The sequence below is a fragment of the Kitasatospora sp. NPDC004614 genome (assembly GCF_042873675.1).
Taxonomy (GTDB): domain Bacteria; phylum Actinomycetota; class Actinomycetes; order Streptomycetales; family Streptomycetaceae; genus Kitasatospora.
The window spans coordinates 54,405-78,663 of sequence record NZ_JBIALR010000026.1; the positions used below are offsets into that span (position 1 = coordinate 54,405).

At 72.5% G+C, this 24,259-nt stretch carries 28 protein-coding genes; 14 read left to right on the forward strand and 14 right to left on the reverse strand.

Translation table 11 applies throughout. The features are described 5' to 3' along the window. The first annotated feature begins 1 nt into the window (after window position 1). A complete protein-coding gene (locus tag ACFYST_RS33545; protein ID WP_387867900.1) occupies window positions 2-3,139 on the forward strand; it encodes an NACHT domain-containing protein in 3,138 nt (1,045 codons plus the stop codon). Between the two features lie 39 nt (window positions 3,140-3,178). On the opposite strand, the gene ACFYST_RS33550 is transcribed toward ACFYST_RS33545, so the two are convergent. Then, window positions 3,179-4,168: a helix-turn-helix transcriptional regulator gene (locus ACFYST_RS33550; RefSeq protein WP_387867902.1), complete on the reverse strand. Its 990-nt coding sequence runs from the start codon at window positions 4,166-4,168 to the stop codon at window positions 3,179-3,181. Between the two features lie 92 nt (window positions 4,169-4,260). On the opposite strand from ACFYST_RS33550, the gene ACFYST_RS33555 reads away from it, so the two are divergent. Both ACFYST_RS33555 and ACFYST_RS33560 read left to right on the forward strand, forming a co-directional pair. Next, the gene (locus tag ACFYST_RS33555; protein WP_387640762.1) at window positions 4,261-4,659 is read left to right on the forward strand and encodes a VOC family protein; all 399 of its coding nucleotides are present in this window, start codon (window positions 4,261-4,263) and stop codon (window positions 4,657-4,659) included. A 185-nt stretch (window positions 4,660-4,844) separates the two neighbouring features. After that, window positions 4,845-5,408, forward strand: coding sequence for a GNAT family N-acetyltransferase (locus tag ACFYST_RS33560; RefSeq protein WP_387867905.1), 564 nt, complete (start codon window positions 4,845-4,847; stop codon window positions 5,406-5,408). On the opposite strand, the gene ACFYST_RS33565 is transcribed toward ACFYST_RS33560, so the two are convergent. Together ACFYST_RS33565 and ACFYST_RS33570 are read right to left on the reverse strand one after the other, a co-directional pair. After that, complete coding sequence (locus ACFYST_RS33565) at window positions 5,381-5,899, reverse strand: GNAT family N-acetyltransferase (RefSeq protein WP_387867907.1); 519 nt, start codon at window positions 5,897-5,899, stop codon at window positions 5,381-5,383. The genes ACFYST_RS33560 and ACFYST_RS33565 overlap by 28 nt on opposite strands. A gap of 116 nt (window positions 5,900-6,015) precedes the next feature. Beyond that, window positions 6,016-6,387: a hypothetical protein gene (locus ACFYST_RS33570; protein WP_387867910.1), complete on the reverse strand. Its 372-nt coding sequence runs from the start codon at window positions 6,385-6,387 to the stop codon at window positions 6,016-6,018. A 714-nt stretch (window positions 6,388-7,101) separates the two neighbouring features. Between ACFYST_RS33570 and ACFYST_RS33575 the strand changes: the two genes are divergently transcribed. Next, window positions 7,102-8,118 (forward strand): hypothetical protein, encoded by a 1,017-nt coding sequence (locus ACFYST_RS33575; RefSeq protein WP_387867912.1) that lies wholly within the window; start codon window positions 7,102-7,104, stop codon window positions 8,116-8,118. A 431-nt stretch (window positions 8,119-8,549) separates the two neighbouring features. Here ACFYST_RS33575 and ACFYST_RS33580 read toward each other — a convergent pair whose 3' ends face one another. From ACFYST_RS33580 to ACFYST_RS33595, 4 genes are all read right to left on the reverse strand, one after another. After that, window positions 8,550-8,726: a hypothetical protein gene (locus ACFYST_RS33580; RefSeq protein WP_387867915.1), complete on the reverse strand. Its 177-nt coding sequence runs from the start codon at window positions 8,724-8,726 to the stop codon at window positions 8,550-8,552. A gap of 53 nt (window positions 8,727-8,779) precedes the next feature. Next, the gene (locus tag ACFYST_RS33585; RefSeq protein ID WP_387867918.1) at window positions 8,780-9,898 is read right to left on the reverse strand and encodes a hypothetical protein; all 1,119 of its coding nucleotides are present in this window, start codon (window positions 9,896-9,898) and stop codon (window positions 8,780-8,782) included. A 769-nt stretch (window positions 9,899-10,667) separates the two neighbouring features. Continuing rightward, window positions 10,668-10,940, reverse strand: coding sequence for a hypothetical protein (locus ACFYST_RS33590; RefSeq protein ID WP_387867921.1), 273 nt, complete (start codon window positions 10,938-10,940; stop codon window positions 10,668-10,670). Then, on the reverse strand, window positions 10,937-11,287 hold the full coding sequence (locus ACFYST_RS33595; RefSeq protein ID WP_387867924.1) for a winged helix-turn-helix transcriptional regulator: 351 nt from the start codon (window positions 11,285-11,287) through the stop codon (window positions 10,937-10,939). Before ACFYST_RS33595 ends, ACFYST_RS33590 begins: the two co-directional genes overlap by 4 nt. 85 nt (window positions 11,288-11,372) lie before the next feature. Here ACFYST_RS33595 and ACFYST_RS33600 point away from each other — a divergent pair, with 85 nt between their 5' ends. From ACFYST_RS33600 to ACFYST_RS33610, 3 genes are all read left to right on the forward strand, one after another. Next, on the forward strand, window positions 11,373-12,014 hold the full coding sequence (locus ACFYST_RS33600) for an NADPH-dependent F420 reductase (protein WP_387867993.1): 642 nt from the start codon (window positions 11,373-11,375) through the stop codon (window positions 12,012-12,014). Between the two features lie 429 nt (window positions 12,015-12,443). Then, on the forward strand, window positions 12,444-12,638 hold the full coding sequence (locus tag ACFYST_RS33605) for a hypothetical protein (protein ID WP_387867926.1): 195 nt from the start codon (window positions 12,444-12,446) through the stop codon (window positions 12,636-12,638). Then, entirely contained in the window at window positions 12,639-12,914 is a 276-nt protein-coding gene (locus ACFYST_RS33610; RefSeq protein ID WP_387867928.1) for a hypothetical protein, read from the forward strand. Between the two features lie 35 nt (window positions 12,915-12,949). On the opposite strand, the gene ACFYST_RS33615 is transcribed toward ACFYST_RS33610, so the two are convergent. Then, entirely contained in the window at window positions 12,950-13,132 is a 183-nt protein-coding gene (locus ACFYST_RS33615; RefSeq protein ID WP_387867930.1) for a hypothetical protein, read from the reverse strand. A gap of 488 nt (window positions 13,133-13,620) precedes the next feature. Here ACFYST_RS33615 and ACFYST_RS33620 point away from each other — a divergent pair, with 488 nt between their 5' ends. Next, window positions 13,621-14,661 carry a hypothetical protein gene (locus ACFYST_RS33620; protein ID WP_387867933.1) on the forward strand — a complete coding sequence of 347 codons (1,041 nt, stop codon included), beginning with the start codon at window positions 13,621-13,623 and terminating at the stop codon, window positions 14,659-14,661. Between the two features lie 79 nt (window positions 14,662-14,740). Here ACFYST_RS33620 and ACFYST_RS33625 read toward each other — a convergent pair whose 3' ends face one another. Continuing rightward, window positions 14,741-15,139 carry a hypothetical protein gene (locus ACFYST_RS33625; protein WP_387867935.1) on the reverse strand — a complete coding sequence of 133 codons (399 nt, stop codon included), beginning with the start codon at window positions 15,137-15,139 and terminating at the stop codon, window positions 14,741-14,743. Between the two features lie 14 nt (window positions 15,140-15,153). Beyond that, window positions 15,154-15,744 carry a TetR/AcrR family transcriptional regulator gene (locus ACFYST_RS33630; RefSeq protein WP_387867937.1) on the reverse strand — a complete coding sequence of 197 codons (591 nt, stop codon included), beginning with the start codon at window positions 15,742-15,744 and terminating at the stop codon, window positions 15,154-15,156. 90 nt (window positions 15,745-15,834) lie between these two features. Between ACFYST_RS33630 and ACFYST_RS33635 the strand changes: the two genes are divergently transcribed. Both ACFYST_RS33635 and ACFYST_RS33640 read left to right on the forward strand, forming a co-directional pair. Further along, window positions 15,835-16,518 carry a histone deacetylase gene (locus tag ACFYST_RS33635; protein ID WP_387867940.1) on the forward strand — a complete coding sequence of 228 codons (684 nt, stop codon included), beginning with the start codon at window positions 15,835-15,837 and terminating at the stop codon, window positions 16,516-16,518. 62 nt (window positions 16,519-16,580) lie between these two features. Next, the gene (locus ACFYST_RS33640) at window positions 16,581-17,843 is read left to right on the forward strand and encodes an FAD-dependent monooxygenase (RefSeq protein ID WP_387867942.1); all 1,263 of its coding nucleotides are present in this window, start codon (window positions 16,581-16,583) and stop codon (window positions 17,841-17,843) included. A 9-nt stretch (window positions 17,844-17,852) separates the two neighbouring features. Here the strand turns inward: ACFYST_RS33640 and ACFYST_RS33645 are convergent, their stop codons facing one another. Further along, window positions 17,853-18,737, reverse strand: coding sequence for a LysR family transcriptional regulator (locus ACFYST_RS33645; protein ID WP_387867945.1), 885 nt, complete (start codon window positions 18,735-18,737; stop codon window positions 17,853-17,855). A 91-nt stretch (window positions 18,738-18,828) separates the two neighbouring features. Between ACFYST_RS33645 and ACFYST_RS33650 the strand changes: the two genes are divergently transcribed. Next, window positions 18,829-19,566: an SDR family oxidoreductase gene (locus tag ACFYST_RS33650; protein ID WP_387649852.1), complete on the forward strand. Its 738-nt coding sequence runs from the start codon at window positions 18,829-18,831 to the stop codon at window positions 19,564-19,566. 12 nt (window positions 19,567-19,578) lie between these two features. On the opposite strand, the gene ACFYST_RS33655 is transcribed toward ACFYST_RS33650, so the two are convergent. Further along, window positions 19,579-20,517, reverse strand: coding sequence for a carbohydrate kinase (locus ACFYST_RS33655; protein WP_387867948.1), 939 nt, complete (start codon window positions 20,515-20,517; stop codon window positions 19,579-19,581). 287 nt (window positions 20,518-20,804) lie between these two features. Next, complete coding sequence (locus tag ACFYST_RS33660; protein WP_387649848.1) at window positions 20,805-21,650, reverse strand: SAM-dependent methyltransferase; 846 nt, start codon at window positions 21,648-21,650, stop codon at window positions 20,805-20,807. A gap of 53 nt (window positions 21,651-21,703) precedes the next feature. Between ACFYST_RS33660 and ACFYST_RS33665 the strand changes: the two genes are divergently transcribed. Both ACFYST_RS33665 and ACFYST_RS33670 read left to right on the forward strand, forming a co-directional pair. Continuing rightward, window positions 21,704-22,186, forward strand: coding sequence for a MarR family transcriptional regulator (locus tag ACFYST_RS33665; RefSeq protein ID WP_387867950.1), 483 nt, complete (start codon window positions 21,704-21,706; stop codon window positions 22,184-22,186). A gap of 111 nt (window positions 22,187-22,297) precedes the next feature. Next, complete coding sequence (locus tag ACFYST_RS33670; RefSeq protein WP_387649843.1) at window positions 22,298-22,657, forward strand: PRC-barrel domain-containing protein; 360 nt, start codon at window positions 22,298-22,300, stop codon at window positions 22,655-22,657. Window positions 22,658-22,684: 27 nt separating this feature from the next. On the opposite strand, the gene ACFYST_RS33675 is transcribed toward ACFYST_RS33670, so the two are convergent. Then, a complete protein-coding gene (locus ACFYST_RS33675) occupies window positions 22,685-23,077 on the reverse strand; it encodes a hypothetical protein (protein ID WP_387649840.1) in 393 nt (130 codons plus the stop codon). A gap of 197 nt (window positions 23,078-23,274) precedes the next feature. On the opposite strand from ACFYST_RS33675, the gene ACFYST_RS33680 reads away from it, so the two are divergent. Continuing rightward, entirely contained in the window at window positions 23,275-24,213 is a 939-nt protein-coding gene (locus ACFYST_RS33680; protein ID WP_387649838.1) for a SigB/SigF/SigG family RNA polymerase sigma factor, read from the forward strand. The last annotated feature ends 46 nt before the right edge of the window (window positions 24,214-24,259 follow it).

A 24,259-nucleotide genomic window follows, 5' to 3' on the forward strand; every position in this document is an offset into this window, starting at 1 on the left:
CTTGGCTCTTCGCCCCCACCACGTGGCGGCCGTCCGGGGCGCCACCCAGGGCAGCGGCTTCCTGCTCAGCCCGAGGCTGATCCTGACGGCAGCCCATGTCGGCGGGCCGTCACCGGAGGCCGCCGTTCTGGGCAGCGGCACCGGCTGGACGCCCTGCACCACCGTCTGGCGGTCCGCCGGCTTCGACGCCGCCCTGCTGCTCGCCGATCGCGACCTGCTCCCCGCCGACGCGGCAGCCCGCTTCAGACCACTGCGCTGGGGAACCCTCGACACGCTCGATCCCTTACTGGGCTGCCATCTGACAGGCTTCCCGCTGGCAGGGCGTGACCAGGAGGGCCGCCTCGACACGGTCCAGGTACTGGCCACCCTGACCCCGGCCGCCGGAACGCGAACCGGCCGCCAGGTCCTGGTCGTCCAGCAGCACCTGCCGCGGGCCCAACGCGGCATCGGCTCACCGTGGCTGGGCCTGTCCGGTGCCGGCGCGGTTGCCCGGGACCACCTGCTCGGCATCGCCGTCCAGGACCGAATGCCGGCCATCTGGGAACACTCCCAGTTCGAGCTCGTCACGGTGACGGCGTTGCTCAGCCACCCCAGCTTCTGCGAGGCGCTGTACGAACACTTGGGTGAACTCCCGCGTGCGGAAGGCCTCTCCGTGACCGAGATCGCCGACCGCAGGTTCGAACGCGACTACGCGAAGGCCATCGAGGCGGACTACGGCCGGATCCGGATCTTCGGCCTTCGCCAGGCGACCGGCCACGGCCGCCGCGGCTGGGACCTCACCACTTCCTATCTGAGCCTGGAGATCCGGTCCACGACCACCGGTCCCGACCTCGGCCCCCAGCGCGCAGAGCGGATCCTCGCGGGCCGCCGCCGGGTGCTGATCCGCGGCGAGGCGGGCTCCGGCAAGACCACCCTCGTGCAGTGGCTGGCCGTCGGCGCGATGAACGGCACGCTCGGCAACGACCTCGCCGCGTTGAACCACCGCATCCCGCTGGTCCTCCAACTCCGCAAGCTGCACCGCAAGGGCGTCATGCAACCCCGGCCCGAGCAGTTCCTCGCCCTCGACGACCGAATGTGCGCCGACCGCCAACCGGCCGGCTGGACCGACCGGCAGCTCCGCCGCGGCCGCGCCGTCCTGCTCGTCGACGGCCTGGACGAGGTGCCGAACGAGCAGCGCGACGAGGCACTGAGCTGGCTGGAACGCCTCCTCGAGCACTACCCCGACCTCCTGACGGTGGCCACCGTCCGCCCCTCCGCCGTCCCCCGCGACTGGCTCGCGCACCTCGGCTTCGACGAACTGCTGCTCTGTCCGATGAGCAGTCAGGACCGCCGCGAGTTCATCGAACGCTGGCACCGAGCCGCCCTGCGCGAACTCCTCGCCTCCCCGCACAGCGACGCGGAGGAGCGGCGCTGGCAGCAGGAGGTCGAACAGGACCAGGCCGATCTGCTCCGCGCACTGGAGTCGGTGCCGGAACTCTCCCTGCTCACCGACAGCCCACTGCTCTGCGCGATGATCTGCGCCCTGAACCGGGAGTCGGACGGCGCACTGCCGCGTCACCGGATGGCGCTGTACCGCGACGCGATGGCGATGATGCTGGTCAAGCGCGACGAGGGCCGCAAGGTGCAGGGCGCGGAGCAGCTCCAGGCGTCCGAGGAGGAGCAGCTGGCGATGCTCCGTCGGATCGCTCACTGGCTGGTGCGCAACAACCAGTCCGAGGGCCATCGCCGCGACGCCGTCGCCCAGCTCGCCAAGGCCCTGCGCGACCTGCCCGCCGTCGCCCGGCACACCGACGCCGAGCCGGCCTACATCCATCTCCTCAACCGCACCGGCCTGATCACCGAAACCGGCCCCGAGACCTTCCAGTTCATCCACCGCACCTTCCAGGACTACCTGGCCGCGATGGAGTTCCGCGAGGAACGCGACTTCGGCCTGCTGGCCGGCCACGCCGCCGACGAACAGTGGGGCGACGTCATCCGCATGACGGTCGGCCACTGCGGCCGCCGCGAACGCGCCGAACTCCTCACCGCCGTCCTCGCCGCCGCGAAGGCCGCCCCCGACCATCTCAGGCCCGTCATCCATCTCCTCGCCGCCACCTGCCTCCCGAGCGCCCCGGAACTCGACGGCGAGGTCCGCGACACCGTCCTCGCCCGGCTCCGCGACCACCTCCCCACTCTCCTCACCGGCGAGGTCGCCGCCCTCCAGCTGGCCGGCGTCGGAGAAGAACTCGTCCCCCTGCTACGGGAGATCGCCGAGCACGACCCGGACCTGCTGGCCGAAGCACACCCCCTGGTCCCGACCGTCCTGGGTCTCATCGGCGGGGCCGACGCACTCGCCCTGCTGGCGACCCTGGCCGAGCAGGAGGACCCGCTGCCGAATGTGATCGACCAGTGGCCGCACTTCGAGGTCGACACCTTCGCCCGGCAGGTGGTGGACCGGGCCGATCTCTCCGGCGTCCCTGTGCAGCTCCGGTCGCCCGCGCAAATCGACGCACTGGTCGGCCACCCGACGCTGCGTCACGTCTGGCTCGGCGGACCGGCGATGCCCGTCGATCCACGGCGATGGAGCCAGCTGGCCGACCGGATCGAATACTTGACCCTGTCGACGCTCCCCGGGCTGCGGGACATCTTCTTCCTCCGGCAGTGGACGCGCCTCAGCAGTCTCGGCCTCTACCAGTGCCCGGAGCTGGACGACCTGACTCCGCTGCGCAGCCTGCCACTTGAGGCCCTCGCCATTCGCTCCGTCCGGGCCGAGCAACGGTTCGACGAGCTGTGGGCAATCCTGCGGAACATGCAGAAACTGCTGGTCCTCACCCTGCTGACCCCCGACCCCGCCGCACTGCCCGGACGAGAACCACTGACCGGCGTCAATCACCTGACGCTGATCGACGTCCCTTCCGGCTACCCGATCGCCCACCTTCGCCGCCTGTTCCCCGACCTGGAACAACTGACCCTGGTGGCCGACCACAACTGCACCTCGCTCGACCTGACGCAGCTCCCCCACCACCTCCGGCTGCACCTCACCATTCCCGACGCGACGGCCCCACCCCACCTGGCGGGCCGAAAACACTTCCCGCCCGACCACCTCACCGTCCACCAACTGGGCAGCCCTGCACACCTGTCCAGGCCCGGCCGTGGCTGATGCCCGTCCACACCTGCGGCCGAGAAGTAGCCTCAACTGTCAGGTTTGGCGGGCGTGGGACGCGAGGCGGTCGGCGAGCGCGATGACGCGGTCGCGTAGTTCGTCGGGGCGCTCGATGACGAATGGCCGGTCGAGCACGGCCAGTGTCCGCGGCACCCAGTCGAGCCGCTGCGCCCGGATCTCGACGTGCCACCAGCGCTCGACAGCCGGGTCCTGGCCGGCCGTGGGCTCATGCTCCTCCAAGCTCGCGACGGCGGCGGGGAGGTGCGCGCGGATCTGCTCGGCCGTCCCGTGGATCCGCAGGGTCACCTCGTGCCGGTACTCGGCCGTGGCGAATCCTGACAGCACGCGCTGTACCGGATCCGGACCAGCCGGTGCTTCGAACGAGCCGGGCAGGGTCCTCGCGGCGGCGATGCGATCGAGTCGGAGGGTCCGGTCCTCGCCGATCCGGGCATCCCGGCCCGTCACGTACCACCGGCCGCCATGGGCGACGATCCCGTACGGGTGCAGTGTGCGTTCGCTGTGCCGTCCCTCGCGGTCGGTGTAGCGGATGGCGACGGGTCGGCAGTAGCGCACCGCGTCGGCGAGGGTGAGCAGGATCCCGGCGTCCGGGTGGTCCGGCTCGCCGGGCTCATCTGTGAAGGCGAGGGCTTCCAGAAGTGCGTCGAGCCGGTGGGCGGTGTGTTTGGGCAGCACCCGCCGGATCTTCGCCGACGCCGTCTCGCTCGCCGTGCGCTCCGCCGTGGTGAGTCCCGCCCGGCGGCCGGCGGCCAGGCCGAGCAGCACGGCCAGCGCCTCGTCGTCGCTGAGCATGAGCGGAGGCAGGCGGTAACCGGGCGCCAGCCGGTATCCGCCGTAGCGGCCTCGCACCGATTCCACGGGCACGTCCAGGTCGATCAGCTGGTCCACGTACCGCCGTACGGTGCGTCCTTCGACGCCGAGACGGTCGGCGAGTTCGGCCACCGTGCGGGTGCCGCCCGACTGCAGTAGTTCCAGGAGTGTCAGCACGCGGCCGGTGGGTCGGGGCATGTCCGCAGCCTAACGCGAATACAGGACCGATTCTGTCCACTATTTCTCCTAGCCTCCGACGTGCACGCCTCAGCACGGCCAAGGAGATTTCCATGAACTTCGTCTCGATCCGCATCATCACCGGCGACGTCGCGCGACTCGTCGGCTTCTACGAGCGGGCCACGGGAGCGCGGGCCGTATGGGCCACCGAGGACTTCGCCGAGCTCACGACCGCGGGCGCGACCCTCGCGATCGCCGGCACCCGCACCGTCCCACTGTTCGCCCCGGGCTCCGCCCGCCCGGCGGACAACCACAGCGTGATCACCGAGTTCCTCGTCGACGACGTGGACCGTGTCCACCGGAACCTGACCGGCTTCGTGACCGACTTCGTCAGCGGGCCCACCACAATGCCCTGGGGCAACCGGTCGCTGCTGTTCCGCGACCCGGACGGCAATCTCGTCAACTTCTTCACCCCTGTCACCCCGGAGGCCATCGAGAAGTTCGCGCGCTGACGCCGCACGCAGCCGCTCAGCCGGAGCTCTCGGCCGGCACCGCCCGAAACGGTGCCGGCCGCCGGCGCCACCCCGTCCGCGCCCACCGCGTCCGCACCGACCTCCCCCGCCTTGACCCCTCGCGTACGACATCGGCGTCACCCCGAGGAGATCCTCGCCTGCCGCCGCATGGTTAAGTCACCCCCATGCCACCCACTTCACCACCACCGCCCATTCGACTCGCCACACCCACCGACCTACCGTCACTGCCCGCCCTCCAACTCGCCGCCGGCGAAGCCTTCCGCAGCATCGGCATGGCGGAGATCGCGGACAACCCGCCGCCCCGCGCGGAGGACTTCGCCCCGCACCAGCAACTCGGGCAGCTCTGGGTCACCGTGGACGACACCGACCGCCCGCAGGGGTTCGTACTGGTCCGGCTGCTGGACGGCTGTGCCCACGTCGAGCAGGTCAGCGTCCATCCGGCGGCCGCCGGCCGGGGGGTGGGCCGCGAGCTGATCGACCACGTCGCGGGGTGGGCGGCCGGGCGCGGGCTCGCCGCTCTGACGCTGTCGACGTTCCGGAGCGTTCCGTGGAACGCGTCGTACTACCGACGCCTCGGCTTCCGCGAACTCCCGAACGAAGACCTCACCCCCGGGCTGTGCCAAGTCCTCACCGAGGAGGCCGCGTTCGGCCTCGACCTCTCCGACCGGGTGTGCATGCGCCGCCCGGTGACCGCGACCGATCAGGAGTCCGTGCGGAGCAGCGAGTAGATCACCTGGTCGTGCCACCGGCCGTCGCGCCACTGCGCGGAACGCAGGACGCCCTCGCGCGAGAAGCCCGCCTTCTCCAGGGCCCGCTGTTCTGCAACGTTGGCGCAGTCCGTCCAGGCCTGGAGCCGCTCAGCACGCGTGTGGGCGAACAGGTAGTCGGCGAGCAGACGTTGGGCCCGGGTGCCAACACCACGCCCCTGCACCGCCGGGACCAGGCCGATGGCGAGCGTCCAGCACGCAGACGTCTCCGGCCGCCCCCAGCTCCCGGCGAACCACTCGACCCGCCCCACCGTCCGCCCGGCCTCGGCAACGGCGAGTACGCCACCGTCCGCACCGAGCAGGCCGTTCTCCGCGAAGCGCCGCCGCAACCCGTCCGCCGAACGGAAGCCGAACCACTGGTAGGCGCCGACACCTTCCGGCCCACCGAACTCACGCTCGAACAGGTCGAGGTCGTCGGCGGTGACGGGGCGCAGCGCGATCTCGTCCGGCATGGGGTCAACTCCTTGATCGTCTCGGCTCGCCCTCACCTTACGACGGCCCATCTCCCGCCCTGGCAACCGGTTCTGGCCACACTCCGGAAGCCCCGAGCCCGGACCCGCAGCAGACTTCAGTCGACCGTGAAGCCTCCATGGGCCGCCGTCTCGCGCAGCCACCCGAGCCACTCGCGCCACAGATCGCCGGTCTCCAACTCGGCTCGCTCGTCGGCCGGTTCCTCCTCGTAGCGGTCCAGTGCCTGCGTGATCTCCTGGGAGCCGACCAGCCACGGGCCGTTGCTCAGCAGCTTGAACTCCGGAATCCCGGTGTGCCCGGCCACGGTCTGGGCCGAGGCGGCCCGCTCGGCCGCGTTGTAGGCGTCCCGGCGGGCCTGGTCGGCCGACCGCCAGTCCTCGATGTCCTTGAACGGCCAGGCAGGAAAAGGCTGTTGCTCGGCCTGGTAGGTCATGCCGGTGCGGCGCATCGCGTCCCGGCAGACCGCCATCCCGGCGAGGTTCAGCTGGAACTGAAACGGCGCCGTGAGCGAGAAGTAGGACTCCGAGCACCTCGGAACGTGATCGCAGGTCAGGCCACGGGCGGTGCAGGACTCCCACCGAGTCCGTGCTTCCGCTGCCGCTTCGGGCAACTCCACCTACTCCAGGTCATAGCTCATGTGTTCCCCATCGAACGGTCCAAGGCGGCCCGCACAGAATGCCAGGCCATGACCTGCCGCGACGACCAAAAATCGGCCCCGGCCGCAGCCCGCCATGCCTGGCCGCTGGTCGTCCAGGCATCCCACTGCGACGGGCAGCTCTCACTGGTCTCCACCACCCGCGCGAGGGCCGTACAGCTCCTCGTCGCAGTCGATCACCCGCCGATGCTCGCACGACCCCACCGCCGGATCACCCGAATTCTCGACCGCCCACCATCGCCGGCCCGATCGGCCCCACTTCTCCCGCCCGGCCCGGCGCACCGACCGCCGTGCAAGTCAACAGCCCGTCGGGCATGCGTGTTTCGAACTTCTTCGAATCACTCGTCCCGACCGCCTGCCGCACGATTCCCTGGAGTCACACCAGAAGTGACCTGATACCGGGGCGACCCGTTCCGAATACTTCGGAACCATCCGGACACCCGCTTCGCTGTGTGCCGTCGACACCCAGGAGGTAGCGTCCCACATGATGTCGTGGCACAACTTCGTTCGGGGGAAAGGAACTTGTCCATGAAGATCACGTCCGGATCGGCAGCCGCCACGGGAATCGCGGCGGCCGCCATGGGGCTCACGTTGGCACTGGCCTGCCCGGCCTCCGCCGTGACCGCCGTCGATTCGACGATCGCCGCGGCCGCCGCCCCGGTGACCGACGTCAATCACGCGCGCTTCGTCGCGCACTTCGACGCGGCTGCCGGCCAGACCGTGGAGAACATCGCTCTGGAGCCGGACGGCTCGGCCGACATCACGTTCTCCGTGAGCCACCAGGTCGCGCACGTCGACCTCGACGGCCGCACCCGCATTCTGGCTACCCTGCCGACCCCGCCCGACGGCGGCGTCCACACCCCGGTCTTCGGTCAGCCGATCGCCACCGGCATCGCCCGCGGCAACGACGGCACCCTGTACGTCCTGTACGCGGCGGGCAGCGCCGACATGACCGGCGTCTGGCGGCTGACGCCCGGCAGCAGCGCACCCGAGCACCTCGTCTCCCTTCCGGCGGACAGCCTGCCCAACGGCATGGCGCTGGACCGGCGCACCGGCACCCTCTACATCGCCGACTCGAACCTGAGCACGATCTGGACCGTCCCGGCGGCCGGCGGCACCGCCACCCGCTGGGCCACCGCCCCGGAATTCGCGCCGACCGTGGACGACATCGGCGCCAACGGTCTGAAGGTGCACGGCGGCGCGGTCTGGGTCACCAACATCTCCTACGGCACGATCATGCGCGTCCCCATCGGCCGTGGCGGCCGGGCCGGCGCGGTCGAGACCCGGGCCACCGGCCTCGGTCCCGTCGACGACTTCGACTTCACCGGCGAGGGCGACCAGATCCTCGCCGCCATCGTCGAAGGGCCCAGCCAGGTCATCCTGGTAAACCCCGACGGCACCCACTCCACCGTCCTCACCGCGGCGGACGGCCTCCAGAACCCGACCTCCGTCGCCGTTCGTGGCCGCACCGCCTACATCGGCAGCGCCGCGTACTCCACCGGCACCGATCCCAACCTGATCCGCGCCCGCCTCGACCTCAGGTAGTCCCGATCCAGATGGCGTGACCAAGGACCGGTCGGCGCTCACGCCGCAGACCGGACCTTGGTCACGTGGCTGAGCGCAGCCTGCGCCTCGCCGGGAAGGCACCGCCAGGAGTGGAGCAGGCGCAGCGCGGTGGTGATGCGTTCCTCGTCTCGGGCGTTCCGAGGCTGCCCGTGTACGGGGGCAGCAGCAGGCCGCGCGCGCAGAGCGCGGTGAGGAGTTCACCGACCGGGTCGTCATGCTGCCGCGGTGCGGAACTTGCGATGGCACGCAGCCCTGCGGCGACGCGGCGGTGGGGGCCGGCCGGGGCGATGCCGCCCGGAGCCGCGTCCGCACACCTCGGCCCGGACGCCGCGCTCGCCCGAACTGCCGCAGGAACGCGGGAGGCCCGCACCGTCCGACGGTGCGGGCCTCCAACCTCCGTCCGCGGGGCCTCAGTTGGCGAGGCCGAAGTCGCCTGTCACGGGGGCAGCGATCTCGTTGACGCCGACGACGGTGACCTTCTCGAGTTCGGTCCCGGGCAGGTCGGCCACCGAACTCTGGCCGCTCCTCGGCGAATTGGCATTGCCGCTACCGAACTGCCCGTCGGCGTTGCCGCCCCGAACCCGCATCCGCAGCTCCTCGGCGGCTCCTCCGTGGACGGGACTACCGGGCGGCCAGTACGTCAACGGCCGGACGCGGCGGCGGCACGCTCGACGGGTTCGCCGTGGACGAGTCGGCCGGGCGGCGGCAGCGCGGGGTAGACCTTGTCAACGGGCCGGAGCGCGACCGGCGAGCTGGCCTCCTGGCTCCCGGGAACGCCGCCCGCGCCGGGCGCCCCGCCGGGCGTAGCAACCTCACCGGCCATCGGGACGCCACCAGGTGTGGCCACGTCTCCCGGCCGTTGGATGCCGCTGGGGGTCTTGACACCGGCGAACTTGAAAGCGTCACCGAACCCGGTCGAGTGACCGGGCTTGATGCCCATGATGTTGTCCAGCGACATGCCCGGATTGAGGTTGTTCTTGGCGGGCAACAGGTTCGGCTTGGAAGCAGTGCCGTTGTTGGGCGCCATGCCCGGCTTGGCGGCCGTCGTGTCGGCCGGCTTCGCACCCGGCTTGACGGCGGTCGTGTCGGCGGGCAACTGGTTCGGCTCGGCGGCCGTGGTGCCGGCAGGAGCCGCGCCCGGCTTCGCCGCCGTCGTGCCGGCAGGCTTCGCGCCCGGCTTGGCGGCAGTCGTACCGGCAGGCTTCGCAGCCGTCCCGTTCGCCGGCTTCGCACCCGGCTTCGCCGCCGCCGTGTCGGCCGGCTTCGCGCCCGGCTTGGCGGCAGTCGTACCGGCAGGCTTCGCAGCCGTCCCGTTCGCCGGCTTCGCACCCGGCTTCGCCGCCGTCGTGCCGGCAGGCTTCGCGCCCGGCTTGGCCGCGGTCGTACCGGCAGGCTTCGCAGCCGTCCCGTTTGCCGGCTTCGCACCCGGCTTCGCCGCCGTCGTGCCGGCAGGCTTCGCAGCCGTCCCGTTCGCCGGCTTCGCACCCGGCTTCGCCGCCGTCGTGCCGGCAGGCTTCGCAGCCGTCCCGTTCGCCGGCTTCGCACCCGGCTTCGCCGCCGTCGTGGTGCCCGCAGGGGCTGCGCCCGGCTTGGCAGCCGTCGTGTTGGCAGGGGCCGCGTTCGGCTTGGCGGCGGTGGTGTCGGCGGCGGTGGAGTCGGAGGGGCTGACCGGGGCGCCGACCGCGGCGGCGGTGGGGGCAACGAGCAGGGTGATTGCGGCGGCCGCGAGCATCGCGGTGCCTCGGAATTGTGGTGCCATGGAAGTTCCTCTTGATCCCGGCCGGGCGGCACACTCGGTGGCGGCGGGCCCGACTGCAGTGGACGGGGTTGAGTGGACTGCCCCGATACCTAACCGCCCGTCAAAAGGTTCCTGCCGACTCGGCCCGCATTCCATACCGACGGACCATCAGTTAGTTCACCCTTCTCCCGCTCGGTCCGCGCCGCCCGCACCGCACCGCACCGCACCGCCCGGCATAGCGCTCGCCGCGAAACCGCGTGCTCCACGTCCGCACACGTCGCTGCGGGGGGGTCACCCGAACGGCCCCGGCCCGATGTCACTGAGGCCGGGGAAGTGCCCGCACGACCAGGGCATTTACCCGACCCCTGCAGACGCCGGGCACTCGCAATTGACGCCGTACACCGCCCCCTTCCCTTCCCGCCCTTCCCTGGCCGAACACGGCGACGGCTGGGTTCCGCACAGCCAGGCCCAGTTGATCACCGCGCTGCCGATCAAGACGATCGCGCCGGTGACCTCCCGCAGCATCTGGCGGCACGTCAGTGAGCACCAACGGGAGGTCACCGCCCGTCGCGCGAACACCAAACGCAGCGCCCCGGACCGTCACCGCTCAACGCCTCGGCGCAGCGTCCTGCTCGCCGGGACCAGCACAGCCCCTGCTCCCAGCGGACCACCACTCGACGACTACCCGCCCACCACGCCGTCACCGACCCCGGGTGCACCACTCGGTGGACCGTCGCCCGGTGAAACGTGAGCAGCGCTCAGCGGTGGGCAAGCAGGCCGAACCTCACTCTCACTCCCCCGCGCGAGCCCCCCGCTCCACCAACTCCACTGCCCAGCCCCGCACTTGCTCGTCATCGTGCAGGTAAGGTTCACCGGGCCCGGAGCGCAGATCGATGCCGAACAGCTTGTTCAGCCCCCACCAGGACGCCTCGTCCCACTCCAGCGCATCGTCCAGCACCCACCGCCCGGCCCACCGGTCCGCCGCGTCCCGGTCGACCCGGCCCTCGGCGACGGCGTTCAGCCAGTCCGCGATCTCCGCAACTCCTGGTTGCACCTGGTTCACGATCGTCCCTCCGCCGCTTCCTGCGCGGCCAGTACCTCGTCGCCGTGCTCGAACGCCCAGGCCCCGAAGGCGTCGATCGGGGCCAGCAAGGTACGGCCCAGTGCGGTCAGTTCGTATGTTACGCCGGGGCGTTGCGGGTGACATTCGACCAGGCCGTGGTACTGCAGGCGGCGCAGTGTCTCGGTGAGCACCTTCGCGCTGATGCCGCCGATCCGTTCCCGCAGTTCGACGGGGCGGCGCGGGCCGTCGCGCAGGGACCAGAGCACCACGGCGTTCCAGGTATTGGAGAGCAGGTCGAAGGCGAGCCGGGCTCGGCAGTCGGCGAGGAAGTCGTTGGTCGTCGTCACGTACCGAATGGTGCCTGGCCGGCTCCGTACTGTCGAAGGAGATCAGTCGAACCCCGCACAGAATGGAAAGTTGATGAATTCCTCGCTGAAGATCGGCGTTCTCGGGACCGGCCGGATGGCCGACGCGCTCGCCACCCAGTGGGCGCGCGCCGGTCACCGGGTCACCATCGGCGGCCGGGACGCGGCCAAGGCCCGCCGACTCGCCGACCGGATCGGCCACGGCGCCCGCCCGGCCGGTCTGCGCGCGGCGGCGGAGGCCGGCGAGGTGGTGCTCGCGGCGCTGCCGTACGAAGCGGGAACCGGCGTCGTCCGCGAGCTGCGCGACGCGCTGGCCGGCCGCACCCTGATCGACTGCGCCAACCCGGTCGGCCCCGGCTTCCAGCTTCTCACCGGCCAAGGACCGTCCGCCGCCCACCAGTTGGCCGAGGCCGCACCCGACGCCCGGGTGGTGAAGGCGTTCAACCTCTGTCACGAGGACGTCTGGCGCCGGCGACCCCCGGTCTTCGACGGCCGCCCCCTCGCCGTCCCCCTCTGCGGCGACCACCCGGACGCCCTCGCCCACACCGCCACCCTGGTCCACGACCTCGGCTGCACCCCCGTCCACGCCGGCCCCCTCTCCCGCGCCCACCTCCTGAAGGCCACCGCGGCCCTCTTCATCGGCCTCTGGCTCGGCGAACACGCCGACGCCCAGGCCATCGCCCCACCCCTCGCCCACGCGGCGGGCTGACCCGATCGCCCACCAACTTGACGACCGCTACCACAACGACCATGCAGCACACTGGAGTTCGGCGGCTCCTCGGGAGAGTGCACGTCGAGCAGGTCGGCGCTGTCAGCCTCTGGCAGCTGTACCGGCGCACAACCGTTTCACGCGAGCACCAGTTGGTCCTCAGCAACAGCGGGCCGGCCTCTCCAGGAATCGTTCGTTCGACGCGCCGCACAGGCCACTGTGCTCACGTCGAGCGCCAGGGCGACGGTCTACCCAGGCCGCAGCCACAGCGAGCACCCACTGTCCCGCACCCCGCCCGCTCCGCTGAGTGTCGGTGCCGTCCGCTATTCATGCCCCACGCACACAGAACACCCTGACCCGGCCGAACTCGCCGCCCTCCGCGACGCTTTCGCCGCCGCCGGAGGCAGTCGCGCTCTCGGCTGGGCGGGTGTGCACGCCTTCGAGGCGGAGCACGGCGTCGTCCTACCGGAGCCCTACCGGACCTTCGTCGCCGAGATCGCCGACGGCTCGCCCGTCGGGCCGCCGTTCTACGGGCTGGTGCCGGTCGCCGAGTTGCCCGCTGGCTGGGGGACCAACCGGCGAAAGCTGGTGCTGGCGCGGGCGTTTCCGCTCGAAGAGCACTGAGTGCGGGAGGACGACGAGGAAGCTCCGGAGGAGGACCTCGACGACGCGATCGAGCCGGTCTTCAAGCACGGCTCGGTCGTGCTCGGCACCAACGGCTGCGACATGTACTGCCACCTGATCGTCACCGGACAGCACCGCGATCACGTCCGGTACGTCGACGGCGAGGGCGCCACCCCGTTCGGCGCACTGTTCGGCGGGACCACGGCCACCCCGGGCTTCGCCGGCCGGGTCGCCCACTGGGCAGCCGACAAGGAGTGGTTCGACGCCGAGGACTGAGCACCGCTACGGATAGGCATCAACTCACGCCCAGATCACCGCAGTTCGACAGTCACGCCGTATTCCCGCAGCAGCTCCACGGTCACGTCGAAGTGGGTGTCACCGGTCCGGTGGTCCAGCACGTACCCGGCGAGCGCACCGCAGGCGATCTCGGCGTTGTGCCAGACCAGGGTGAACGGGGGAACGACGGCGGGGCCGCCGCCGAGGTAGTCCTTCACCGAATCCAGGCAGCGCCCGTAGTTGGCGCCCGGTCCGAGCAGGGCTTCGCCGAGGGCCAGAAGCAGGCTGGTCGGGTCGGTGGCGTGCTGTCCGTCGAGGTGATACGTCCCACCGCTGCGGCCGGGACCGTAGCGGCCGACTCGGGTGAGGGCCAGCCACTCGGACCGGCCTTGAGCATCAAATGCGGTCCACGCCGTCGCCGTCCGGGCCCTCCCGCACCAGGAGGTACCGAGCCGGGAACTCCCGCCCCCACGCCGCCTGTTCCTCGCTCCTCACGCCTCTCCCCTGCTCCCGGGCACTCCGCCAGGCGCAGCCTATGGCCGGCGAAGGGCGGGCGGCATCGCGTTTTCCCGGCGCCCTCACTCAGCGCCCCCGCTCGGCGTGTCCGCCGGTCCGGTGCAGGTGGGGACGGGGCAAATCAATCCACTGGATCCTCCGCCGTGAACGGGGCAAAATCCCGGGGAAACCGCAGCGAGAGGGAGCTTGTTTGGACGTGTTCGCGTGTGCCGGGTGCGGCACCGAGCTGACGGCGCCGATGTCCCGGGTCGCACTGCCCGTTCACACCCACCACGGGGGCTGGGAGGAGCTTCATCCTCCGCTGATGGAGCCGGCGACGTACGCCGTCGAGCCCCGGCCCATCGGGCCGCCCTGGCGGTTGTGGGAGGACGTCGGGGCTGAGGCGGCCGCCCGGCAGGGGGTGTACGCGCCGGTGTACTCGGTGTCCTTCGGCGCGCGGAACCAAATCGTCATCGCGCCCGGCGACTCCCGGTCCATGACGCTGATCCTCGAGAAGTGCGCCGGCTACTGCCGGGGCGTGGACGGCCGGGACGGGCCCAATCTGGCCTGCACGGGGTGCGGACGGGCCGTAGCGACCCGGATCGACGACTGCGGCTCGTGGCAGACGGTGTGGCTGGAGCCCGACGCGGTCGTACGCCGCCCCTCGGGGCTTCCGGCCCAACCACCGCCCGGCTGGGCGGACTTGGAACGTGCCGAGCATCGCGTCCCGCCCGTCGAACCCGACGGGTCGTGGAGCCGCCGCTGGGAGGCCGCGGTTGGCGTCGCGCTGGCCCACCTCGTGGTGGCCACCGGGAACCGGCCGGTGGCCCTCCCCGTCGGCCCCGTCGCCGACTTGCTCGGCCACGCCGTGGCGCGCTACCTCCCGCCCGGGCCCGACACCCGCTCGGTGGGGCTGGCCGGCCCGGGCCTCCCCGAGCCCCAACCCCGCCCGGACGTCCTGCTCGTCCCCCGCCACCCCGGCACGGGCGAGCCGTGGCAACCGTCCGACGGCGGTGCGACGGTGGTGCCGCTGGAAAGCGGAGTCTGGGCGTACCTCGCCGGACCGGGCGAGACCTCGCCGATGCCCGCCACGGGAGTGCTCCCGCCGGGCGTCCTGCGCGACGACTACCCACTGCCGCCGCACCCCTGGTGCCCGCTGCCCGCCCACCACCGGGCCTTCCTGGACACCCTGGTCCGACTGCCCGCGATCCGCTCACCCCGGCTGCGCCGGTTCCGCGACGCGTGCCGATGACGAACGCCCGACGGGCCCGCCTCGCCCGGGGATTTCACCAACTGGGGCTCCCGCTCCCGAATGCGCGCGGCAGCGAGTCTCACCCCACCGGCGGCCGCACCCACGGCGCGTGGCGCTCACCCGGCGCCAACTCCCCACGCCAGTACCGGAATACCGTCCCCCGGACGATGGTCAGCCGACCGGCCGCGATCAACCCGTCAGCCGGATCCGCGCCGCCCGCGTCGGCGGTGAAGGCGACCAACACCGCTGGCAGCGCGCCGAGTTGGCGCTGGACGCGCGCCGTCTCGGCCGGCGTCGGGTCGCGGAAGGCCGGATCCTGGAAGGCTGCGGGGCAGGTCACCAACTCGGGCTCGTCGAAGCGCAGTTCGAGCAGATGGTGGTACGTGAGGTCGTGGCCCGTGCCCAGCACCAGGCGGGACGGGTCCCAAGAGACCACGTCCCAGTCCCACCAGGATCCTTCGGGCAGTTCGACGGCCACCGGACGTCCGCCGCTCAGCCGTCGAGCAGGGCGGCCAGGTAGCGTTCGGCGTCGGCCGCCAACTCGGCGCGGCCGGGCGGGTGCGCGTGGCCGCCGCCCGCCGTCGCGTTGAACAGCACGCCCTCGCACCAGCGCACCAGCCGTCGCGCGTCCGCGAGCGGCTCCGCCGAGCCGCACGCCCGCAGCAACTGCACCGCGACCTCCACGAAGCCGGCGCCCAACCGGTCGTAGACGGACCGGAGTTCGGGCCGCCGGGCGGCCTCCAGCGCCAGCTCGATCCGGGCCACCGTCAGCACTCGCCCGGCCGGGGTGAGCGCCTGGTCCAGCCCGTCCGCCACCACCTGCACCAGCAGTCGCCGGGCCGCCGCGCCGTCCCCGACCGGCCGGGTCGGCACGTCGCCCAGCATGCCGGCCGCCTCCACCTCGGCGATCCGCACCAGCGCCGCCTCGAGCAGCGCCGAGCGCGTCCGGGCGACGTTCGACGTCGAGCCCACCGGGAGGCCTGCGGCCTCGTCCACCGCCCGGTGCGTCAGGCCGCGCAGGCCGTGCTCAGCAATCACGGCGATCGCCGCATCGGCAATCCGGGTCGGTCGCGCCACAGTCATGGTGCCGATCATCCCGCGCCCCGACCGCAACTCCCAAACCCCGCCGCGCCGTCGCACGCACAGTGTCAGCGGGACGCTACCGTCTGCGACATGGACGAGACCCGCCCCCGACCTGCGCCGACCGGCCCCAGCGCGCTGGTGTGGTACGCGGCGTACGGGTCGAACATGAGCACCGACCGCCTCGCGCGCTACCTCACCGGCGGACGCCCGACCGGCGCCGCCCGCACGCACCGGGGTTCTCGCGACCGCACACCGCCCGCGCGGTCGCTGCCGATCCGACTGCCCGGGATCCTGTACTTCGCGCACGAGTCGCCACTGTGGGGCGGCGGCATCGGGTTCTACGACCCGTCCCGCCACGGCGAGATGCCGGCCCGGGCCCACCTCCTCACGGCTGGACAGTTCAGCGACATCGCCGCGCAGGAGATGCGCCGCGAACCCGGCGCCGGCCTGGACCTCACCTGGGCTCTGACCACCGGTCGCGACCAACTCGGCCCCAGTCACTACGAGATGCTGCTCCGCCTCGGCAGCATCGACGGGATCCCCGTCCTCACCTTCACCTCCCCGTGGACGGTCACGGACGCCGACCTCAACCCGCCCTCCGCCGCCTACCTGACCGCCATCGCCACCGGCCTCGCCGAATCCCACGGCTGGACGCCCGCCCAATCCGCCGTCTACCTCGCCACCCGCCCGGGCGCCACCGTCCACTGGACGCCCCGGTCCGCCCTGCGGGCCATCCGCTCGGCCTCCGCCGGCCCCAGCACACTACATCCGTAGTACGCTCTGCCTCAGCACCCGGAACTACAGCTGCAGTCCAGTCGGCCGATCGGAGCTTCGCCATGCCGTCCGCCTCGCACCCCGCCCACAACGCCCGCCCCGCAATCGTTCTCGGTGGTGGCATCGGCGGCCTCGCCGCCGCTCTCGCCCTGCACCAGCGCGGCATCCCCGCCACCGTGCACGAACGCGCCGCGAGCCTCGAACCGGTCGGCGCGGGGCTGGCTCTCGCTCCAAATGCCTTGCGGGCACTGGACGTTCTCGGTGTCGGCGCGCGCCTGCGCGCCCTCGCGGTGCGGCACCCTGCCGTCGGTCTGCGCCGCCCGTCCGGCCGGTGGCTGGCCCGGACCGACACCGAGGCCGTGCAGCGGCACTTCGGCGATCCGGTGCTGGGCGTCGCCCGGGCCGAGCTGATCGCCGCGCTGCTGGACGCCCTCCCGCCCGGCACCGTCCGCACCGACTCGCCGGCCACCGTGCTCGACGCCGGCGACGCGCACACTCCCGCCCTGGTCGAAACCGGCGACGGCCGGCACGAGGCCTCGTTGGTCGTCGCGGCCGACGGCATCCGCTCCGCCACCCGCACCCAGCTCTTCCCCGACCATCCCGGGCCGCGCTACTCGGGATTCACCACCTGGCGCACCGTCATCGACGACCCCGGCCACCCGCCGACCGCCGTCGGCGAGGTGTGGGGACGCGGGGCGCTGGCGGGCATCGTGCCGCTCGCGGGCGGGCGGGTGTACGTGTACGCGGCCGCTCTCGCACCGGCGGGACAGCGCGCCGATGACGGCGACGAGCACGCCGAAATGCTTCGCCGGTACGGCAGTTGGTGCGCCCCACTACCCGAACTGCTCGGCCGCACCGACGCCGGGCGGGTACTGCGGAACGACGTCTGGGCGCTCACCGACCCGCTGCCGGCGTTCCACCGCGGACGGGTCGCGCTGCTCGGCGACGCCGCGCACGCCATGTCGCCGTTCCAGGGTCAGGGCGCCTGCCAGGCCATCGAGGACGCGCTGGTCCTCGCCGCCGCCCTGCCCTCCCCGCACCACGCCTCGGACCCACTCGCCGCCCTCCCCTCCCCGCACCACGCCTCGGACCCACTCGCCGCCCTCCGCGCCTACTCCGAAGCCCGCCTCCCCCGCACCTCCCGCATCGTGGCCGGCTCCCACACCATCGGCCGCCTGGTCGCCACCCACTCCCGCCCGGGCGTCCTCCTCCGCGACGGCATACTCACCCTCGCCGGACGCCTCCCCGCGAGGGTCCTGCTCGACCGCTCCGCCCCCACCTACACCTGGCAGCCACCCGCCCTCGAGAACCTCGCCGAACGCTGACCGGTCCGGTCAACTGCCTTCGCCAACAGCCACGTTCGCGCCGCCGAAGGCCACGCTCGCCGCCCGGACCAGCCCGGCCAGCGGGCGGGACCGGCTGGCCGGGGCCCAGGCCAGTACGGTCGTCACGGTCGGGGCGTCGAGCACGGGGACGACGGCAACTCCCGGGCGCAGCAGGCTGCGAGAGGAATCGGGGAGGACGGCGCGGGTCCGGCCGAGGGCGACCAACTGGGAGAGTTGGGTGTGGTCGCGGATTGCCGGGCCGGGGCCGTCGGGGTAGCTGCCGTCGTGGCGCGGGTAGCGCGGCGCGGGCAGTCCGGGCAGGTCGGCGAGGTCGGCCATCCGGAGCGAGGTTCGGCCGGTCAGGTGGTGGCCGGCCGGGAGCAGGGCGATCTGGCCTTCGGTGTGCAGTTCTTCGGTGTCCAGTCCGGCGGTGGAGTCGAACGGCAGGTGCAGGAGCGCCGCGTCCACCTCGCCCTCGCGCAACAGCCGTCCCTGCTCGCCGAATTGGCACAGCCGGACGTCCACCGGCACGGGGCTCGCTTCCGGGTCGGTCCCGGCGGCGTACGCGTCGAGGAGCGCCGCCAGCAGCTCGGTGGACGCGCCGGCCTTCGCGGCCACCACCAGCCCGGGCGGCTGCCCGGCCCGCCGGGTGCGCGCCTCGGCCGCGGCCACCGCGGCCAGCGCGGTACGGCCCTCGCGCAGCAGCACCCGCCCGGCGGCGGTCAGTGCCACGCCCCGGCTGTCGCGTTCCAGCAGGACGGTGCCGAGCCGCCGCTCCAGTTGCGCGATCGCCCGGGACAGCGGCGGCTGCGCCATTCCGAGCCGCCGCGCCGCCCGTCCGAAGCTCAACTCTTCTGCCACGGCCACGAAGTAGCGCAGTTCCCTGGTCTCCACCGGACCAGCCTACGGCGATACCCGCACGGTATTGCCGGGCAACCGGATCGGTCTTTGCCACCGGACCGGACCGGCCCGGAGCATGGACGGCATGAACGAGAACACGAACGGGCGGACCGTGGCGCTGGTGACCGGCGCGAACAAGGGCATCGGATACGAAATCGCAGCGGGCCTCGGCGCGTTGGGCTGGCAGGTCGGCGTCGGCGCCCGCGACGCACAGCGGCGCGAGGACGCGGTGCGGACCCTGCGTGCCCGTGGCGTGGACGCGTTCGGGGTGCCGCTCGACGTCACCGACGACGACTCCGCGACGGCTGCCGCCGAGCTGCTGACGGAGCGCTTCGGACGGCTCGACGTCCTGGTCAACAACGCTGCGGTGGCAGGCGGTTGGCGCCAGGAGCCGACCACGGCCGACCTGGCGGGAATCCGGCAGGTAATGGAGACCAACGTGCTCGGGGTGATCCGGGTGACCAACGCCGTCCTGCCGCTGCTGCGCCGCTCGGCCGCCCCGCGGATCGTCAACATGTCCAGCGGCGTCGGGTCGTTGACGCTCCAGTCCGACCCCGAGGCGTTCACCGGCCCGACCTCGGCCGCCTACGGCCCGTCCAAGACCTTCCTGAACGCCGTAACCGTGCAGTACGCAAAGGAGTTGAGCGACACCGACATCCTGGTCAACCTGGCCTGCCCCGGCTACTGCGCCACCGACCTCAACGACCACCGCGGCACCCGCACCCCCACCCAGGGCGCCACGATCGCCATCCGCCTGGCCACCCTGCCCGCCGGCGGGCCGAGCGGCCAGTTCTTCAACGAGGACGGCCCACTGCCCTGGTGATCGAGGCCTGGCTCAAAGCTCCCCCGCCCACGGCGGGTTGGCGCCCGCCACCGCCACCGTCCGGGCCGCTACCCGCGCCGCGAATTCGCAGGCCCGCTCCAGGCCGTCGAGCGTCAGCGCGTCCAACCTCCCGCCCAGGAAGCCCTGTTCGGCGAGCGAGTGGAGCAGGCCGGCGGTGAACGAGTCGCCCGCGCCGACGGTGTCCACCACGGTGGTCGGTGGCGCGGGCACCCGGATTCGTCGGCCGTCCAGGGAGGCGAGCGCGCCGTTCTCGGCCAGGGTGATCACCACCAGGCGGGCGCCGGCCTCGTGCCAGTGGTCGCAGGCCTGTTCGGGGGTGGTGCCGGGCAGCAGGTGGGCCAGGTCATCGGCGCTCAGGCGCAGGATGTCGGCGAGCAAGCACCAACGGGCCATTCGGCGCCGGTAGTTCGCCGGGTCGACCAGCAGCGGGCGGACGTTCGGGTCGATCGAGACGGTGGCGCCGGCCCGCACCTCGGCCAGCAGGTCCTCGATCCGCGGGCCGCCGGGCTCGCGTACCAGCGCGAGCGAACCGGTGTGCACGCACACCGCGCCGTCGGCGCGCGCCGCCGCCAACTCCCGTTCCGTCCACTGCCAGTCGGCGGTTCCCTCGGCGTGGAACGAGTAGTCGGCGTGGCCGTCGCCGTCGAGCGCGGCCAGTGCCAGGGTGCTGGGCTCGGTGGCCCGCACCGTGCCCGACAGGTCCACGCCGGAGCCGGCCAGGTGAGCGCGGAACAGTTCGCCGAACGGGTCGGTGGAGATCCGCCCGAGGAACCGCGTCGGCGTGCCCAGCCGCGCCAGCGCCACCGCGGTGTTCGCCGGACCCCCGCCCGGCAGCACCCGCAGTGCCAGCTCCCCCGGCCGCGCCGCGCCGCGCTCCACGAACGCGTCGGCGACGCACTCCCCGACCACGGTGATCGACCGACCCGCCATCGAAACCAGCCTCCCATCAGGGCAGACCCACATCGGACCCGGTCCGGACTCCATCACCGCGACCCGCCCCGCGTCAATGCGGACCGGCCCGGGGGTGTCACCCCCGGGCGATGTACCAGGTCCCCTGTGGGAGCGCCCCCCATCGGTGCGCCACCGGACTCCGCGGCGCTGGCCACCGCGACGCCTTCCTGCACCGCGCGACCTCCTGATCGGATCAACCCGCCTGCGGCATCGGCCTGTTCGCCCGCTCGATGGCGAACGGGCGGGTGCCGCAGCGGCGTTGGCGGTCAGGTCCGTACGGCCTCCAGGAAGCCGTTGGTGACGGTGCCGGTGGCGGGCGGCAGGGTGCGGCCGTGGGTGGCGGCGATGTCCTCGAGGGAAGTGAAGCGGGTGGTCCAGCCGTGGGCGTCGAGCCAGTCGGCCGTCCCGGGTCCGAGGCCGCCGCGCCACAGGGCGGTCATCTCGGTGAGGCCCTCCTCGACGGGCGTGCGGCTGACATCACGGCCCTGTTCGACCAGCAGGCGGCTGCCGGTGGCGGACAACTCGCCGACGGTGGTGAGCAGTTGGGCTGCCTGGTCGGCGTCGAGGTAGACCAGCAGCCCTTCGGCGAGCCAGGCGGTGGGTTGCTCGGGGTCGAAGCCGGCGGCGCGGAGCCGTTCGGGCCAGTCGGGGCCGGTGAGGTCGGCGGGCAGCGCGGTGCGCTCGCACTGCGGTCGGGCGCCGTGGGCGGTGAGGACCTGCTCCTTGAAGGCGAGGACGGGCGGCAGGTCGATCTCGTACAGGCGGGTGCCGTCGGGCCAGGACAGTCGGTGGGCTCGGGTGTCGAGGCCGGCGGCGAGCACGACGATCTGGCGGGTGTCGGCGGCGAGCAGCCGGTCGTCGTAGTGGCGGGTGCGCAGGATTCCGTGCATGAGCAGGCGGCGGGCGAGCGGTCCGAGCGGCTTGCCGTTGCCGGGGCGCGGCGGCTGGCCGGCGGCGGTGACGAAGGCGAGCGCGTAGGGGTCGACGAACAGCGGGTCGGGCTGGGCGCTCTCGTAGGCGCGGCCCCGGGCCACGGCAAGGGCGGTGCGGGACACGGGGCTCAGGTGATCGGCGGCGGGCAGGCCGGGGGTGACCGGCTCTTGGGTCGTCATGCCGGAAAACTACATCGGTACCGATGCATCTGTGAAGATGTATTCTGCCGCGCATGGACGGCGTACGACTGCTGCGGCTCGGCAAGCGACTGACCGAGCTCGGCCGGGAGATGGTCACCGACCACGCCTCGGCGACCCTCTCCCCCGGCGAGATCGCGGTGATCTCCGACGTGTACCGGCACCCGGACACCTCGGTGCAGGACATCCGGGTCCGCACCGGCTTCGCGCAGAGCCACGTCTCCACCTCGGTCGCCCGGCTACGCGAACGCGGCCTGCTGGACGCCACGCCCGACCCGGCGGACGGCCGCCGCACGTTGCTGCGCGCCTCCGAACTCGCCTGCGGCTACATCAGGGCCCGGGTCGCCCGACCGGCCGAACCCGTCATCGCCAGGGCCGTCCCCGACCCGGAGCAGGCCCGCCGGGTCGCCGAGCTGCTCGACGAACTGGCCGGACTGCTGCTCCTGCAGGACACCGAGGCGCGCACGCCCGCGCCGGACACCGACGCGCGAACGGGCGGACCCGACCACCGTCGATGACCATGGACGGGTCGGGAACCCCTCGTCCCGCCATGGTCCGTACCGCCGAGCAGGCCGCACCGCCGAGCAGGCCGTACCCCCGGCGGACCGTCCAGCCATCGGAGGCCGTCAATGATCAAGATCACCGAAATCCGCGAGTGGCGCGGGCACGACGTGGTCGACCAGGAGAGCAAGAAGATCGGCACCCTGGAGAACATCTACGTCGACACCGCCACCGACCTGCCCTCCTTCGCCACCGTCACGGTGGGCCCGATGTTCAGCAAACGCCGCCTGGTGTTCGTGCCGGTCGCGGACGCGGTGGTCGGGCCGGACTACGTGCGGGTCCCGTACGACCGCAACCTCGTGAAGGGCGCGCCGTCCATCGACCCCGACGGCATCCTGGCCGCCGAACAGGAACCCGAGGTGTTCTCGCACTACAACCTCGACTACGCCACCGGCGCGGGCGGCGAACGGCGCCTCGCCCGCCGCTGACACCGCTGCGCGGGCAGCGGAAACGGCTCAGGCGGCCAGGCCCGGCCGGTGCCGGTCGACGTCCGCCTTGAACGCGGCGAGGTCGTCGATGACGTGCCGGTCGGTGAAGCCGAGGCCCTCCACCAGGTGGTCCCAGAGGCCGTGCGGCTCGGTGTCCAGCTGCAGCATCAACCGGGTGCCGTCCTCCATGCCGGCCCCGGCGCGGTGGAACGTGACCACGCCGGAGTGCCCGGCCCGGTCCTCGCCGCCGCTCCAGGCGATCCGCTCCAGCCGCACCACCTCGGTGGCGGCGGCCCCGCGGCCCGCTCCGCCACGCATGCAGGCGGGCGGGCGGGCGGGCAGCGACACGCGATCGGTCCACGCGCGGTAGACCGCCTCGATCGGGGCGTCGATCTCCACGGATTCCTCGATCCGGCCCATGGTGTTCTCCTCTCCTCACCGAATGCGGCCGCCCGGCTGCGGTCCGCGTCCGCGCTGCGCCTGCCCCGTCCGCCGGCCGGCATGCACCGGCAGCCGGGGGGAGTGCAGGCACGGAAACTTCACACGTTTGCCAGGCATGACCCTCAGCCGATCGGGTACCCGGGGACGGACCGGCCGGAGACGAGGAAAGGAAAGGCATGCCTGTGCCCACTGATGAACTTCTCCTGTCCGCACCCGCCGGGGCGACCTCCGAGCCGCTCGGAGCGCCCTCGGCCACCCAGGCCGACGCCCTCGCGGACCCGACCCACCCGGACCGCGTTCTCGCGGACCCCGCCGGCGCCCTCGCGGAACCCACCCACGCCACGCCCGCCGACGCCCGCGAGCTGAGCCGCGTGCTGCTGCGCCGTCTGGCGGGCCTGGAGGAGGGCACCCGTGAGTACTCGTACGTCCGCAGCACGCTGGTGGAGCTGAACCTGACGCTGGTCCGGTTCGCGATCCGCCGCTTCGGCCGCACCAAGGAGCCGTACGAGGATCTGCTGCAGGTCGGCTCGGTCGGCCTGATCAAGGCCATCGACCGCTTCGACCCCGGCCTCGGGGTGGAGTTCACCACGTACGCGGTGCCGACCATCGTCGGCGAGATACGGCGCCACTTCCGCGACACCACCTGGTCCGTCCATGTACCGCGCCGGCTCCAGGAGTTGCGCCTCGACCTGGCCAGGGCGCAGGACGCGCTGGCGCAGACGCTGGACCGCGAGCCGACCGTCGCCGACCTCGCCGCGCACCTGTCGCTGCCCGAGGAGCAGGTGATCGAGGGCCTGGCCGCAGCCAACGCGCACACCGCCGGCTCGCTCGACCTGACCGTCCCCGGCGAGAGCGACAGGCAGCAGCCCGCCGAACGCCTCGGCCGGGTGGACGGCGGGTACGGGCTGGTGGAGCACCTGGTCGCGCTGAAGCCGCTGATCGCCCAACTCCCGGAGCGCGAACGGCTGATCCTCTCGATGCGATTCACCGAGGACCTCACCCAGTCGCAGATCGGCGCCCGCCTCGGCCTGTCCCAGATGCACGTGTCCCGGCTGCTGTCCCGCACCCTGGCCAGGTTGCGCACCGGCCTGACCGCCGACGGCGACGAGATCTGACGTTACGTCAATTCCCCATAGCACAAGGGCTTTTGACTCCGGCCAC